Origin of the sequence: Klebsiella sp. CN_Kp097 (genome assembly GCF_040064495.1) — a bacterium.
GTDB classification, from domain to species: Bacteria; Pseudomonadota; Gammaproteobacteria; order Enterobacterales; family Enterobacteriaceae; genus Klebsiella; species Klebsiella aerogenes.
The window spans coordinates 243,651-259,120 of the sequence record NZ_JBEAIL010000001.1; the positions used below are offsets into that span (position 1 = coordinate 243,651).

At 56.9% G+C, this 15,470-nt stretch carries 12 protein-coding genes; 7 read left to right on the forward strand and 5 right to left on the reverse strand.

Annotated features, from left to right (window positions below; translation table 11 throughout):
* The first annotated feature begins 51 nt into the window (after window positions 1-51).
* From ABLV07_RS01215 to ABLV07_RS01240, 6 genes are all read left to right on the forward strand, one after another.
* Entirely contained in the window at window positions 52-384 is a 333-nt protein-coding gene (locus ABLV07_RS01215; protein ID WP_008805448.1) for a YbaB/EbfC family nucleoid-associated protein, read from the forward strand.
* Entirely contained in the window at window positions 384-989 is a 606-nt protein-coding gene (gene recR / locus ABLV07_RS01220; RefSeq protein WP_015367906.1) for a recombination mediator RecR, read from the forward strand. The genes ABLV07_RS01215 and recR overlap by 1 nt, the downstream gene beginning before the upstream one ends.
* A 114-nt stretch (window positions 990-1,103) precedes the next feature.
* Complete coding sequence (gene htpG / locus ABLV07_RS01225) at window positions 1,104-2,978, forward strand: molecular chaperone HtpG (protein WP_015367905.1); 1,875 nt, start codon at window positions 1,104-1,106, stop codon at window positions 2,976-2,978.
* A 223-nt stretch (window positions 2,979-3,201) separates the two neighbouring features.
* A complete protein-coding gene (gene adk, locus ABLV07_RS01230) occupies window positions 3,202-3,846 on the forward strand; it encodes an adenylate kinase (RefSeq protein WP_015367904.1) in 645 nt (214 codons plus the stop codon).
* Between the two features lie 128 nt (window positions 3,847-3,974).
* A complete protein-coding gene (hemH, locus tag ABLV07_RS01235; RefSeq protein ID WP_015367903.1) occupies window positions 3,975-4,937 on the forward strand; it encodes a ferrochelatase in 963 nt (320 codons plus the stop codon).
* A 63-nt stretch (window positions 4,938-5,000) separates the two neighbouring features.
* Window positions 5,001-6,305 carry an inosine/guanosine kinase gene (locus tag ABLV07_RS01240; RefSeq protein WP_015367902.1) on the forward strand — a complete coding sequence of 435 codons (1,305 nt, stop codon included), beginning with the start codon at window positions 5,001-5,003 and terminating at the stop codon, window positions 6,303-6,305.
* 40 nt (window positions 6,306-6,345) lie between these two features.
* On the opposite strand, the gene ybaL is transcribed toward ABLV07_RS01240, so the two are convergent.
* Complete coding sequence (gene ybaL, locus ABLV07_RS01245; protein WP_015367901.1) at window positions 6,346-8,022, reverse strand: YbaL family putative K(+) efflux transporter; 1,677 nt, start codon at window positions 8,020-8,022, stop codon at window positions 6,346-6,348.
* Between the two features lie 235 nt (window positions 8,023-8,257).
* Window positions 8,258-9,478, reverse strand: coding sequence for an MFS transporter (locus ABLV07_RS01250; protein WP_015367899.1), 1,221 nt, complete (start codon window positions 9,476-9,478; stop codon window positions 8,258-8,260).
* Between the two features lie 170 nt (window positions 9,479-9,648).
* On the opposite strand from ABLV07_RS01250, the gene ushA reads away from it, so the two are divergent.
* On the forward strand, window positions 9,649-11,301 hold the full coding sequence (gene ushA / locus ABLV07_RS01255; protein WP_020079445.1) for a bifunctional UDP-sugar hydrolase/5'-nucleotidase UshA: 1,653 nt from the start codon (window positions 9,649-9,651) through the stop codon (window positions 11,299-11,301).
* Window positions 11,302-11,358: 57 nt separating this feature from the next.
* Here ushA and ybaK read toward each other — a convergent pair whose 3' ends face one another.
* The 3 genes from ybaK to copA form a co-directional block, all read right to left on the reverse strand.
* Window positions 11,359-11,838 (reverse strand): Cys-tRNA(Pro)/Cys-tRNA(Cys) deacylase YbaK, encoded by a 480-nt coding sequence (gene ybaK / locus ABLV07_RS01260; protein WP_348853244.1) that lies wholly within the window; start codon window positions 11,836-11,838, stop codon window positions 11,359-11,361.
* A 201-nt stretch (window positions 11,839-12,039) separates the two neighbouring features.
* Window positions 12,040-12,834, reverse strand: a complete 795-nt coding sequence (locus tag ABLV07_RS01265; RefSeq protein ID WP_015367896.1) for a TraB/GumN family protein — start codon at window positions 12,832-12,834, stop codon at window positions 12,040-12,042.
* A gap of 129 nt (window positions 12,835-12,963) precedes the next feature.
* Window positions 12,964-15,465 (reverse strand): copper-exporting P-type ATPase CopA, encoded by a 2,502-nt coding sequence (gene copA / locus ABLV07_RS01270; protein ID WP_348853243.1) that lies wholly within the window; start codon window positions 15,463-15,465, stop codon window positions 12,964-12,966.
* Window positions 15,466-15,470: the final 5 nt, after the last annotated feature.

Below are 15,470 nucleotides of genomic sequence, written 5' to 3' on the forward strand. Positions count from 1 at the left end.
AGTCTGACTGGCGTTCAGTACCTTAACGATGACTTACTGAGAGAGAAGCCTATGTTTGGTGGAAAAGGCGGTCTGGGTAACCTGATGAAACAGGCCCAGCAGATGCAAGACAAAATGCAGAAAATGCAGGAAGAGATCGCGCAGCTGGAAGTGACCGGTGAGTCCGGCGCGGGTCTGGTAAAAGTAACCATCAACGGCGCGCATAACTGCCGCCGTGTGGAAATCGACCCAAGCCTGCTGGAAGACGACAAAGAGATGCTGGAAGATCTGGTGGCTGCCGCATTCAATGACGCAGCGCGCCGTATTGAAGAGACCCAGAAAGAGAAAATGGCCTCTGTTTCTGCCGGCATGCAGCTGCCGCCAGGCTTCAAGATGCCGTTCTGATGCAAACCAGCCCGCTGTTAACTCAGCTTATGGAAGCGCTGCGCTGTCTGCCGGGCGTTGGCCCGAAGTCGGCGCAGCGCATGGCGTTTACGCTGCTGCAGCGCGATCGCAGCGGCGGTATGCGTCTGGCGCAGGCGCTAACGCGCGCGATGTCGGAAATCGGCCACTGCGCCGATTGCCGCACCTTCACCGAGCAGGAGGTGTGCAATATTTGCAGCAACCCGCGTCGCCAGGAAAACGGTCAGATCTGCGTGGTGGAGAGTCCAGCGGACATCTACGCCATTGAGCAGACCGGGCAGTATTCCGGCCGCTACTTCGTGCTGATGGGCCACCTGTCGCCGCTTGACGGTATCGGGCCGGATGACATCGGGCTTGACCGCCTCGAACAGCGCCTCGAAGCCGAGTCAATCAGCGAGTTGATCCTCGCCACCAACCCAACGGTTGAAGGCGAGGCGACGGCCAACTACATCGCTGAACTCTGCGCGCAGTATGGCGTTGATGCCAGCCGCATCGCCCACGGCGTACCGGTTGGCGGCGAGCTGGAAATGGTCGACGGCACCACGCTGTCGCACTCACTGGCCGGGCGCCACAAGATTATTTTCTGAACAAATGGAGGCGGCGTTCGCTGCCTCCGCTTGAAATTTCCCGCACCTATCCCCATCTCCTCCCCAACACGTTATTTCCATTAATAATAAATGGCATTGTTGAGGTCGACTTACATGAAAGGACAAGAAACCCGTGGTTTCCAGTCAGAAGTGAAACAGCTTCTGCACCTGATGATCCATTCTCTTTATTCCAACAAAGAAATCTTCCTGCGCGAGCTCATCTCCAACGCCTCGGATGCGGCGGATAAGCTGCGTTTCCGCGCGCTGTCCCAGCCGGATCTGTATGAAGGCGACGGCGAGCTGCGCGTACGCGTATCGTTTGATAAAGACAACCGCACGCTGACCATCGCTGATAACGGCATCGGGATGAACCGCGACGAGGTTATTGACCATCTCGGCACCATCGCCAAATCCGGCACCAAAGCGTTCCTCGAATCTATGGGTTCCGATCAGGCGAAAGATAGCCAGCTGATCGGCCAGTTCGGCGTCGGCTTCTATTCAGCCTTTATCGTTGCCGACAAAGTCACCGTGCGCACCCGCGCCGCGGGCGACAAGCCGGAAAACGGCGTGTTTTGGGAGTCCGCTGGCGAAGGCGAATATACTGTTGCCGATATCACTAAGGCCGATCGCGGAACCGAAATCACGTTGCATCTGCGTGAAGGCGAAGACGACTTCCTCAACGACTGGCGCGTGCGTTCGATCATCAGTAAATATTCTGACCATATCGCGCTGCCGGTTGAGATTGAAAAACGCGAAGAAGTGGACGGCGAAACCGTTATTTCGTGGGAAAAAATCAACAAGGCGCAGGCGCTGTGGACCCGCAGCAAATCTGAAGTCAGCGACGACGAATACAAAGAGTTCTATAAGCATATTGCCCATGATTTCAGCGATCCGCTGACCTGGAGCCACAACCGCGTCGAAGGTAAGCAGGAGTACACCAGCCTACTGTATATTCCGTCGCAGGCGCCGTGGGATATGTGGAACCGCGATCATAAACACGGCCTGAAGCTGTATGTGCAGCGCGTCTTCATCATGGATGACGCCGAGCAGTTTATGCCGAACTACCTGCGTTTCGTGCGCGGCCTGATAGATTCCAACGATCTGCCGCTGAACGTGTCGCGTGAAATCCTGCAGGATAGCAACGTCACCCGTAATCTGCGTACCGCGCTGACCAAACGCGTGCTGCAGATGCTGGAAAAGCTGGCGAAAGACGACGCCGAAAAATATCAGACCTTCTGGAAACAGTTTGGCCTGGTGCTGAAAGAAGGCCCGGCGGAAGATGCCTCCAACCAGCAAGCGATTGCTAAACTGCTGCGCTTCGCCACTACTCATACCGATTCTTCCGCGCAGACCGTGTCGCTGGAAGAGTACGTTTCGCGCATGAAAGAAGGGCAGGAGAAGATCTATTACATCACCGCCGACAGCTATGCGGCGGCGAAGAGCAGCCCGCACCTCGAGCTGCTGCGTAAGAAAGGTATCGAAGTTCTGCTGCTGTCCGATCGCATTGACGAGTGGATGATGAGCTACCTGACCGAGTTCGACGGCAAGGCGTTCCAGTCGGTCGCCAAAGCCGACGAGTCGCTGGAGAAACTGGCGGACGAAGTTGACGAATCCACCAAAGAAGCCGAAAAAGCGCTGGAGCCGTTCGTTGAGCGTGTTAAGGGCCTGCTGGGTGAGCGCGTGAAAGAGGTGCGTCTGACGCATCGTCTGACCGACACTCCGGCGATTGTCACCACCGATGCCGACGAAATGAGCACCCAGATGGCGAAGCTGTTCGCCGCTGCCGGTCAGGCGGCGCCGGAAGTGAAATACATCTTCGAGCTGAACCCGGCGCATCCGCTGGTGAAACGCGCCGCCGATACCCAGGACGACGCGCAGTTTGGCGAGTGGGTCGAACTGCTGCTGGATCAGGCGCTGCTGGCGGAACGCGGTACGCTGGAGGATCCTAACCAGTTCATCCGCCGTATGAATCAGCTGCTGGCATCCTGACGCGAACCTGAATGAGTAGCCCGGCCGAGCGACGCGACGCCGGGAACGGAATAAATGCCCCGTCTGAGTGATTTGCTCAGATGGGGCATTTCACATTAGATTGCATAAAATATCTGACCATTAACCGTTTCAGCCGCACCGCCTTCCTTGAGCCATGGCCGTTCTGGTGGTATGGTTTAGCGTTTTTTGAAAAATTGAAACGACATTTGAGGGGATTTTCGTAATGCGTATTATTCTGCTTGGCGCTCCGGGCGCGGGTAAAGGAACTCAGGCTCAGTTCATCATGGAGAAATACGGTATTCCGCAAATCTCCACCGGCGACATGCTACGCGCCGCGGTAAAATCCGGCTCCGAGCTCGGTAAACAAGCGAAAGACATTATGGACGCCGGCAAACTGGTGACCGATGAGCTGGTCATCGCGTTGGTGAAAGAGCGTATCGCCCAGGAAGATTGCCGTAACGGTTTCCTGCTGGACGGCTTCCCGCGCACTATCCCGCAGGCTGACGCCATGAAAGAAGCCGGCATCGCCGTTGACTACGTGCTGGAGTTCGCGGTACCGGACGAGCTAATCGTCGATCGTATCGTGGGCCGCCGCGTACACGCCGCTTCCGGCCGCGTCTATCACATCAAATTCAATCCGCCGAAGGTGGAAGGTAAAGACGACGTGACCGGCGAAGAGCTGACCACCCGTAAAGACGATCAGGAAGAGACCGTACGCAAGCGTCTGGTGGAATACCATCAGATGACTGCGCCGCTGATCGGCTACTATCAGAAAGAAGCGCAAGCGGGTAACACCCAGTACGCGAAAGTCGACGGCACCAAAGCGGTGGCAGACGTGCGCGCCGATCTGGAAAAAATCCTCGGCTAATTAAGCCCTTTCTCATCCTGCTGCGGCAGGATGAGAACACCTCTCATTTCTACCTTTTGCTATGATTGGTTCCGTTTAACGCCATTTACGCTACAATTGTCAGCGATTCAAATGGTTAAGAGGCGGTAATGCATCAGACGAAAACAGGTATTTTGCTAGCCAATTTAGGCACTCCCGATGCGCCCACGCCCGATGCGGTGAAGCGCTATCTGCGACAATTTCTTAGCGACAAACGGGTAGTGGATACGCCTCGTCTGCTGTGGTGGCCGCTACTGCGCGGCATCATACTGCCGATTCGCGCTCCCCGCGTGGCGAAGCTCTATCAGTCTGTGTGGATGGCGGAAGGCTCGCCGTTGATGGTGTATAGCCGGCAACAGCAACAGGCGCTGGCGGCCAGGCTACCCGATGTTCCAGTAGCGCTGGGGATGAGCTATGGCTCGCCGTCGCTGGCAAGCGCGGTCGATGAGCTATTGGCCCAGGACGTTGACCATATCGTGGTATTGCCGCTGTATCCGCAATATTCGTGTTCTACCGTGGCGGCGGTATGGGATGAACTGGCGCGGATCCTCGCGAAAAAGCGCGCCATTCCGGGCGTTTCGTTTATCCGCGACTATGCCGACGACGCTGATTATATCCACGCGCTGGCGGCCAGCGTACGCGCTTCGTTCGCCGTTCACGGCGAACCGGATGTGCTGCTGCTCTCCTATCACGGTATTCCGCAACGCTACGCCCATGAGGGCGATGATTACCCGCAGCGCTGCCGGGTAACGACTCGCGAGCTGGTTTCAGTGCTCGGGCTGCCGCCGGAGCGGGTGATGATGACCTTCCAGTCGCGCTTTGGTCGCGAACCCTGGTTGACGCCATATACCGACGAAACGCTAAAAATGCTCGGCGAGAAGGGCACACAGCACGTTCAGGTTATCTGTCCGGGCTTCTCCGCCGACTGTCTGGAAACGCTGGAAGAAATCGCGGTGCAGAACCGGGAAATTTTCCTTGAGGCCGGCGGTAAGCAATATGAGTATATTCCGGCGCTTAATGCCGATCCTGCACATATTGAGATGATGGTGAACCTGACCGCGTCGTATCGCTGATCGCGCGCGTGGCGGGGAATATGCTACTATTCCCCGCTTGTTCCCTGTCATTTAATCGCCACTATGAAATTTCCCGGTAAACGCAAATCTAAACACTATTTCCCCGTTAGCGCTCGCGATCCGCTGCTGCAACAAATTCAGCCAGAAAATGAGTCCAACGTCTCCTGGGTGGTTGGCATCGACCAGACGCTGGTGGATATCGAAGCGAAAGTGGATGAGGCGTTTATCGTACGCTACGGCCTGAGCGCCGGTCATTCGCTGGTAATTGAAGATGATGTCGCCGAAGCGCTGTATCAGGAACTGGTACGCGACGGCCTGATCACCCATCAATTTGCCGGCGGCACCATTGGCAATACCATGCACAATTATTCGGTGCTGGCGGACGACCGCTCGGTGCTGCTCGGCGTGATGTGCAGCAACATCGAGATCGGCGGCTACGCTTATCGCTACTTGTGCAATACCTCCAGCCGTACTGACCTGAACTACCTGCAGGGCGTTGATGGCGCCATTGGCCGCTGTTTTACGCTGATTAGCGATAGCGGCGAACGTACCTTTGCCATCAGTCCTGGTCACATGAACAAGCTGCGTCCGGAAAGCATTCCGGAAGAGGTGATTGCCGGCGCTTCCGCGCTGGTGCTGACCTCCTACCTCGTGCGCTGTAAGCCGGGTGAGCCGATGCCGGACGCGACGATGAAAGCCATTGAGTATGCCAAAAAGCATGATGTGCCGGTGGTACTGACGTTGGGAACGAAATACGTGATTGCTGACAACCCGCAATGGTGGCAGCAGTTCCTCAAGGAACACGTTTCGATTCTGGCGATGAATGAAGAAGAAGCGGAAGCGCTGACCGGTATCGCCGATCCTCTCACCGCGGCGGATAAAGCGCTGGACTGGGTCGACCTGGTGCTGTGCACCGCAGGACCGGCGGGTCTCTATATGGCGAGCTTCACCGAAGAGGAAGCGAAGCGTAAAACGCAACATCCGCTCCTGCCGGGGGCGATTGCCGAGTTCAACCAGTATGAATTCAGCCGCGCGATGCGCCATCAGGATTGCGTTAATCCGCTGCGTATCTATTCGCACATCGCGCCTTATATGGGCGGCCCGGAGAAGATCATGAACACCAACGGCGCAGGCGACGGCGCGCTGGCGGCGTTGTTGCATGATATCACCGCCAATAACTACCATCGTAATAACGTGCCGAATTCCAGCAAACATAAATGCAAATGGCTGACCTACTCATCGCTGGCGCAGGTGTGCAAATACGCCAACCGCGTCAGCTATCAGGTGCTGAATCAGCATTCGCCGCGTTTAACCCGCGGCCTGCCGGAGCGGGAAGATAGTCTGGAAGAGGCCTACTGGGACCGTTAATCCCGTGGATAAGAGTACGCCCCGCGAGCGGGGCGTCGGATCAACCGGTAACAATCTCGCCAGCCGGCGGCGTTTCCAGCAGACGTAACATCGCCCGCGCGATTTCGCGTTCCCCCATCACCACCTGATTGGCTCCGCGTTCGGTAATATAATCGACCTCATCGTCGTAATGGGCGCGGGCGATAATCTCAATGTTCGGGCATTTTTCCCGCGCTGAGGCGACAATTTCACCGGCTTCATAGCCGTTAGGGATGGTCAGCAGCAGCCAGCGGGCGCAGTCGAGATGCGCCAGATTCATGATCTCTTCGTTGGCGGCATTGCCCAACACGGCGCTGATGCCGCGCTCACGCAGCTCATCCACGCGGGTGCGGGAGGTTTCAATCACCACCAGCGGGATCCCCTGGGCCATCAGTTTCTCGCCAAGCAGGCTGCCGACGCGGCCAAAGCCGACCAGCAGCGCATGGTTGCAGATATCCACCGGCACTTGTTTTTCGTCTTCCAGCACCTCTTCCAGCGTCTGCTCGTCAAGGGTTTCGGTTTTATCGAGATATTTTTCCAGCAGGGTGAACAGCACCGGGTTAAGCATAATCGAAATTATCGCCCCAGCCAGCACCAGGTTCTGCCCGGCCTGCGGCAGCAGATCCAGCGCCATGCCGAGACCGGCAAGAATAAAAGCGAATTCCCCGATTTGCGCCAGGCTGGCGGCGATGGTCAGGGCGGTACGCGGCGAGTGACCAAACATACGTACCAGGAAGAAAGCGGCGGCGGATTTACCAAAGATGATAATCGCCAGCGTCGCCAGCACCGCCAGCGGCTGTTCGACCAGGATCATCGGGTCAAATAGCATCCCGACGGAGACAAAGAACAGCACCGCGAAGGCGTCGCGCAGCGGCAGCGTATCGTGAGCGGCGCGGTGGCTGAGTTCGGATTCGTTAAGCACCATCCCGGCGAAGAATGCGCCGAGGGCGAAGGAGACGTCGAACAGCTCAACGGCGCCGAAGGCGATACCGAGCGCCAGCGCCAGTACCGACAGGGTAAATAGTTCGCGTGAGCCGGTTGCCGCGCTGCGCGACATGATCCACGGCACCAGACGGCGGCCCACCAGCATCATAATGGCGATAAAGGCGACGACTTTACCGATGGTAATGCCCATGTCGAGCGCCAGCGACGCCAGCCCAACATCGCCTTTTTCGACCATTCCGGCGATAGCGGGCAGCAGCACCAGCGTCAGTACCATCACTAAATCTTCAACGATCAGCCAGCCGATGGCGATTTGCCCACGCTGGCTATCAATAAGCTGCCGTTCCTCCAGCGCGCGCAGCAGCACCACGGTACTGGCGGTGGAAAGACACAGGCCAAAAACGATGCCGGTCATCAGCGACCAGCCGAGCAGGGAAGAGAGCGCCATCCCGAGCAGCGTCGCCACGGCTATCTGGGCGATGGCTCCGGGAATGGCTATCGACTTTACCGCCATGAGATCTTTCAGCGAAAAGTGCAGCCCGACGCCAAACATCAGCAAGATGACGCCAAGTTCGGCCAGTTCAGGCGCAAGCTTGGTATCCGCAACAAAACCAGGAGTAAATGGACCGGCCAGCACGCCCGCTAATAAATATCCTACCAGTGGTGAAATACGTAGCTTATTGGCAATCATGCCGAGGATAAAGGCGAGCACAAGGCCGCCGACAATGGTGGTGATTAGCGGTGTTGCGTGATGCATTCCGTCTCCTTGCGTGTGGTGAGCCGATCCATTTTCGCTACTTAAAGCAAAAAACCGATTAATAGTTTATGACACTTTTGCTCGTTTTGTTTATGAATAATTATTGAAATTTGCGAAAAATTGGAATTACGGCAGCAAAAAGCACAGACAGGAAAATGGCGACAGGTCATGGCGGCGTAATGCTGATGGGATAAGGGGTTGTGGCGGCCAAACTTTCACTTTGGCCGCCAGATACTCAGGCTTTTTGATGGTTATTAGGCAGGAATATCGTCAGAATGCCGAGAAGCGGCAGGAAAGCACAGATTTTATAAACCAGATCGATGCTGGTATGGTCGGCTAACAACCCCAACACCGCGGCGCCAAGGCCGCCCATGCCAAACGCGAAGCCGAAGAACAGGCCGGAAACCATACCGATTCTCCCCGGCAACAGCTCCTGGGCATAGACCAGGATAGCGGAAAAGGCTGATGCGAGGATAAAACCAATTATCACCGTCAGGATCCCGGTCCATTCCAGCGATGCGTACGGTAAAATAAGGGTAAATGGCGCCACGCCGAGGATAGAGCCCCAAATTACATATTTACGACCTATCTTATCGCCAACAGGCCCGCCAATCACCGTTCCTGCAGCCACTGCAAACAGGAAGGCGAACAAGTGAAGTTGGGCGTTTTGCACCGATAATCCGAATTTGTGTATCAGATAAAAGGTGTAATAGCTGCTAATGCTCGCCATGTAGAAGTATTTGGAGAAAATCAGCATTAACAGAATGCTGACGGCCAGGATGACCTTGTTGCGCGGCAGCGGATTAACGATAACCGGCTTCGGTTTGCCTTTATTCATTCTGTGTTGCGCGGCATACCAGCGGCTGATTTGCGACAGCACGACGATCGCCAGCAGCGCGGCCAGCACGAACCAGGCGACGTTGCCTTTGCCGTAGGGGGCGATGATTACCGCCGCCAGCAGCGGCCCCAGCGAGCTGCCGAAGTTGCCGCCAACCTGGAACAGTGATTGCGCCAGGCCGTGACGGCCGCCGGAAGCCATCCGCGCCACGCGTGAGGACTCCGGATGGAAGACCGAAGAGCCAGTACCGACCAGCGCGGCGGCCAGCAGCACCATGCCGAAGCTGCCGGCCAGCGCTAACAGAATTAAGCCGCAGAGGGTGAAACACATCCCCACCGGTAATGACCACGGCATCGAGCGTTTATCGGTGATGTAACCAATCACCGGCTGGAATAGCGATGACGTCAGTTGGAAGGTGAGGGTGATCATACCGATCTGCACGAAAGTTAACGAGAATTCCGCCTGCAGCAGCGGATAAATCGCCAGGATGAGCGACTGGATCATGTCGTTTAGCAGATGGGAAAGGCTGATTGCCCCCAGGATGCCAAATGAGGTGCGCGCTTTTTGCGGCGGCGCGCCGGTACCGGGTAAGGACTGAGCGGATTGGTTGGTTGTCATAGGTTCACTTCAGCGAGTTCTATTTGTTGTAGAGAATGCAGGTTGAATTATTATCCGACTAACATACCTGTCCCTAAGGTTTGAAGGAAGTCGCAATTCTGAAAACATATTTGTCAAAGCGGCTGACTCGCTATACTTTCGGCACTTGTTATTAAGTCAGGGAGTGAAACATGCATTATTTAAAACGCGGCGTAGCGCTGGCGTTATTCGCCGCCTTATCGCTGGGCAGCCTGTCAGCGCAGGCCTATGAGCAGGACAAAACCTATAAAATCACCATCCTGCACACTAACGACCACCACGGTCATTTCTGGCGCAACGACTATGGCGAATATGGCCTTGCGGCACAGAAGACGCTGGTGGATGGTATCCGCAAAGAGGTGGCGGCCGAAGGCGGTAGCGTCCTGCTGCTGTCCGGCGGCGATATCAATACCGGGGTGCCGGAATCTGATTTACAGGATGCAGAACCTGATTTTCGCGGCATGAACCTGATTGGCTACGATGCCATGGCGGTTGGCAACCATGAGTTTGATAACCCGCTCAGCGTGCTGCGCCAGCAGGAGAAGTGGTCGAAGTTCCCTTTCCTGTCGGCCAATATCTATCAGAAAAGCACCGGCGAACGCCTGTTTAAACCCTGGGCGCTGTTTAAGCGCGGCGGGCTTAAAATTGCGGTGATTGGCTTAACGACCGACGATACGGCGAAAATCGGCAACCCGGAATATTTCACCGATATCGAATTCCGTAATCCGGCGGCAGAAGCCAAGCTGGTGATTCAGGAACTGCAGCAAAATGAAAAGCCGGACGTGATTCTGGCGACCACCCATATGGGCCACTATGACAACGGTAATCACGGCTCTAACGCGCCTGGCGACGTTGAAATGGCGCGGAGTTTACCTGCGGGATCGCTGGCGATGATCGTCGGCGGCCATTCGCAGGATCCGGTCTGCATGGCCTCGGAAAATAAAAAGCAGGTCGATTATATCCCCGGCACCCCGTGCGCGCCGGATCGCCAGAATGGCATCTGGATCGTGCAGGCTCACGAGTGGGGTAAATATGTCGGACGCGCCGATTTTGAATTCCGCAACGGGGAGATGAAGCTGGTGCACTATCAGCTGATCCCGGTCAACCTGAAGAAGAAAGTCACCTGGGATAACGGTCAGAGCGAGCGCGTATTGTATACGCCGCAAATTGCTGAAAACCCGCAGATGCTCTCGCTGTTAACGCCGTTCCAGAATAAAGGCAAGGCGCAGTTACAGGTGAAAATAGGCAGCGTCAACGGCCATCTTGAAGGCGATCGCAGCAAAGTTCGCTTCGTACAAACCAATATGGGGCGTCTGCTGCTGGCGGCGCAGATGGCGCGCAGCAATGCTGATTTCGCGGTGATGAGCGGCGGCGGTATTCGCGACTCTATCGAAGCGGGTGATATTACCTATAAAGACGTGATGAAAGTGCAGCCGTTCGGCAACGTGCTGACTTACGTCGATATGAGCGGTAAAGAGGTGACTGAGTACCTGACCGCCGTCGCGCAGATGAAGCCGGATTCCGGCGCTTATCCGCAGTTCGCCAACGTCAGTTTCGTTGCCAAAGATGGCAAGCTTAACGATCTGAAAATCAAAGGCGAACCGGTGGATCCGGCGAAAACTTACCGTATGGCGACGCTGAGCTTTAACGCCACCGGCGGTGACGGCTACCCGCACATCGATAATAAACCGGGATACGTCAATACCGGCTTTATCGATGCCGAGGTGCTGAAAGAGTACATCGAGAAGAACTCGCCGCTGGATGCGGCGGCTTACGAGCCGAAGGGCGAAGTCAGCTGGCAGTAAGCTATCGCTTAACGGATCCCGGATAAGGCGCGTGTGCCGCTATCCGGGATGGTGTGCTCAATCGCGGCGGGCGATATCGGCGAACTTCGCGTCCAGAAGCTTCGCCAGATCGCTTGCCGCCAGTTCGATGTCGAGCCCGCGTTTGCCGCCGGAAATATAGATGGTGGCAAACTCCTGCGCCGGAGCATCAATCACCGTCGGCAGGCGCTTTTTCTGCCCCAGCGGGCTGATGCCGCCGACCAGGTATCCGGTGATCCGCTGTGCGACCATTGGGTCGGCTATATCTACCTTCTTGGCGCCCAGCGCTTTGGCCACTTTCTTCAAATCCAACTGTCCGGCAACCGGGGTGACGGCGACCGCCAGATGTTTCATATCGCCGTTAACGGCCACTAATAGCGTCTTGTAAACCTGATCCGCATTGAGCCCCAGCTTGCGAACCACTTCATCGCCAAAATTGGTCTCTTGAGGATCGTGTTCGTAGCTGTGGATCTGAAAGGTAATTTTGTTTTTTTCGAGTAATTTAACGGCGGGAGTCATAGTAATCCTTCTTACCAACCGACCTAACGTATGACCAGCATACGCGTGAGGGTTGTATAAAAAATAGTACCATCTTGCGCAATAGTATTGGCAGTGATGGTCACTTTGAGCGACAATCAGACGATCCGGGATGTATATCCCGGGATAATAATAATGATGAAATTCCTCTTTGACGGGCCAATAGCAATATTGGCCATTTTTTTACGTCAACATATCCGGCAGGTTCCCTTCGCCATACAGATGCAGCGCGCCGACGGCGACCACATAGCGCCCCGGCGGCAGAGCAAGCAGCGTGTCGCGCCAGGCTATGTTGCGCTGATGCATCAGTACATCATATAAAGACTGGCTGAAGGTCGTCGGCAGTGTTTCCGCGCCGCGCGACGGCGGTTGCTCCAGCCACCAGCCGATCATCACCTGCAGTAAACGGGCGTTGGTGCGCCAGTGGGTCAACGTATCTTCCAGCAGAGCCTTACCAGCGTCTGGTAGATTGCGCAGGAGCGCGATTTGGCTATCGGCGCCTTCCAGCTCCATCACCCTTATGTTGCTCTCGCGGGCAGCCATCAGCAACTGATAATCAATGCCGTAATCGGGCCGTAATCCCAGTTTTTGCGCCTGAGTGGCTTGTAGCACCATCGCCACCTGCCACAGCGGCTGGCTATCGAAAAGATCGACCGACAAACCCAGCTCGCCGGCGCGTGAGCGTAATTCTGCTAATTGCGTTTCGCTCAGACGTTCAGCCAGCGGGGGATAAGAGGGGAGATTACTGAAAGGCGTTTCATTACCGGTGATGTCCGCTTCGACGATTAAGGCGTCTGCCTGACGTATTTTTTTCAGTAGCTTAGCCGGCGGCGGCGCCATGTCGCGGGTGCCCATATGGATGCTGCCGACGAGGTGTAAATAACGTTCGCCGGGCAGGACGATATCCATTGCAGGCCAGGAATAAGACGAGCCGACGGCGGCTCGCCACAGCATTTTTATTCGGTTTAACAGGCCCATACGCGCTCCGAAGTGTGAGGCATTCATGCTAGCGCATCTGGTGGTGGCCGTCATCTTTCCCGCGGGTTTTTATTGTCGCCAGGAAAACGGGCGCTGAGTAACCTCAGCGCCCGTTTTCCTGTGATTACGCTAATCTTTCGGTTTAAAGCGCAGCAGGCGGTTAGCGTTACTCACCACGGTGATTGACGACAGCGCCATTGCCGCGCCGGCGACCACCGGGTTCAGCAGGGTACCGGTCAGCGGCCAGAGGATCCCGGCGGCAATCGGGATACCCAGCGAGTTATAAACAAACGCGCCCAGCAGGTTCTGTTTCATGTTGCGTAACGTCGCTTTCGAAATCGCTAAAGCATCGGCCACGCCGTTAAGGCTATGGCGCATCAGGGTGATCGCCGCAGTTTCAATAGCGACATCACTGCCACCGCCCATGGCGATACCGACATCCGCCTGCGCCAGCGCCGGGGCGTCGTTAATACCGTCGCCGACCATCGCCACTTTGTGCCCCTGGCTCTGCAGACGTTTAATCGCGTCAGCTTTGCCGTCCGGCAGCACGCCGGCGATCACTTCATCAATGCCCGCTTCTTTGGCGATGGCATTGGCGGTGGTCGGGTTATCCCCGGTCAGCATCACCAGCCGGTAGCCCTGACGATGCAGGCGCGCCAGCGCGTCGATGCTGTCTTCCCGTAACGGGTCGCGGATGGCGAACAGCGCGGCGGCCTGACCATCGATCGCCAGCAGCACCGGCGTGGCGCCGCGCGAGGCCTGTGCCGTCATCTCGCTTTCCAGTTCAGCGGTAGCGATATGCTGCTCGTTGAGCAGCGCCTGGTTGCCGAGCAGCAGTTGATGGCCTTCCGCTTCACCGCTGACGCCGAGCCCGCGCAGGGTACGGAAGCCGCTTACCTCCGGTAAAGTTCTGTCGGCGGCTTTATCGAGGATCGCCCGCGCCAGCGGATGGCTTGAGCCTTGCTCGAGCGCGGCGGCAAGACGCACCGCGGTTGTTTCATCAAACCCTGCGAAGGTTTTCACGGCCACCACCTGCGGCTTGCCTTCGGTCAGGGTACCGGTTTTATCAAACACCAGCGTATCGAGCTCGCTGGCGCGCTGCAGAGCATCGGCGTCACGCACCAGAACGCCATATTCTGCCGCCCGGCCGACGCCGGAGATGATCGACATCGGCGTCGCCAGGCCTAACGCGCATGGACAGGCGATAATCAGTACCGTGGTGGCAATGACGAGGGTATAGACGATTTGCGGCGCCGGGCCGAAGAAGTACCAGATAGCGGCGCTAATCAGTGCAATGGCTACCACTGCCGGAACAAATACCGCCGAGATTTTATCTGCCAGTTGGCCAATTTCCGGTTTGCTACTTTGCGCCTGACGTACCATACGAATAATCCGCGCCAGCGTGGTCTGGCTGCCGACGGCGCTGGCGGTAAACAGCACGCTGCCGTCCTGCACCACGGTACCGGCATGAATGGCGTCGCCATCGCCTTTTTGCTGCGGTACCGGTTCGCCGGTGAGCATGGCTTCATCAAACCAGGCTTCGCCCTGGCTTATCACGCCGTCAACCGGAACGCGATCGCCAGTGGTCAGGCGCAGGGTCATGCCGGCCTGGACTTCGACGAGCGGCAGATCTTCTTCCCCTTCAGGCGTCACAACGCGTGCCGAAGGCGGCGTCAGGTCGAGCAGTTTTTCCAGCGCTTTCGAGGAACGCTGGCGCGCGCGGGCCTCCAGCATATGGCCGAGGTTAATCAGACCGATAATCATCGCGCTGGCTTCGTAATACAGGTGGCGCGCTTCCATCGGAAACCACTGCGGCCACAGGTTGACGCTCATTGAATATAGCCAGGCGACGCCCGTTCCCAGGGCGACCAGCGTATCCATGGTGGCGGTACCGTTTTTCAGGCTTTTCCAGGCGCTGCGGTAGAAATGACCGCCGGCGAAGACCATCACCGCGAGGGTGACAAGGCCGATGACCAGCCACAGCGATCGATTGTCGTCGCTGACCATCATGTTATCGCCGATCATGCCCCAGACCATAACCGGTACGCCGACCAGCAGGGCGACAATCGCCTGCCAGCGAAAACGTTTCATGGTGGCGATGGCGGTTTCCTGCTGCCGTTCGCGGCGTTCCAGATCGTCTTCGATCGCCTCCGCGCCGTAGCCGGCTTTTTCCACCGCCTGCACTAATTCTGCGGCGGACGCACTGCCCATCACCAGCGCCGTGCGTTCCGCCAGGTTTACCCGCGCCTGTGAGACTCCCGGCACCGCGGCAAGCGCGTTTTGTACCCGGGAAACGCAGCTGGCGCAGCTCATGCCGTTGATCAGCAGCTGTTGACTGTCATCCTCGTCATGGGCTGCCGGAAGCTCAGGAGTGGCCGCTGTCAGTGCTTCCGACGGGATTGATGATTCTGCCAGCGGTTTAGCCTTTGGGTGGCTGAGCTCCGCGCCGTATCCGGCTTGTTTTATGGTCTCAATCAGGGCTTCAGCGCTGGCGCTACCCGTGACGTGGGCTTCGGTAACGGTTACATCAGCCTGTTCAACGTCGGGACGTTGTTCGAGGCTCTCTTTCACGCGTTTAACGCAGTGGCCGCAGGAGAGGCCGTCAAGCGTCAGGTCGATAGTGTTAGACATAAAAA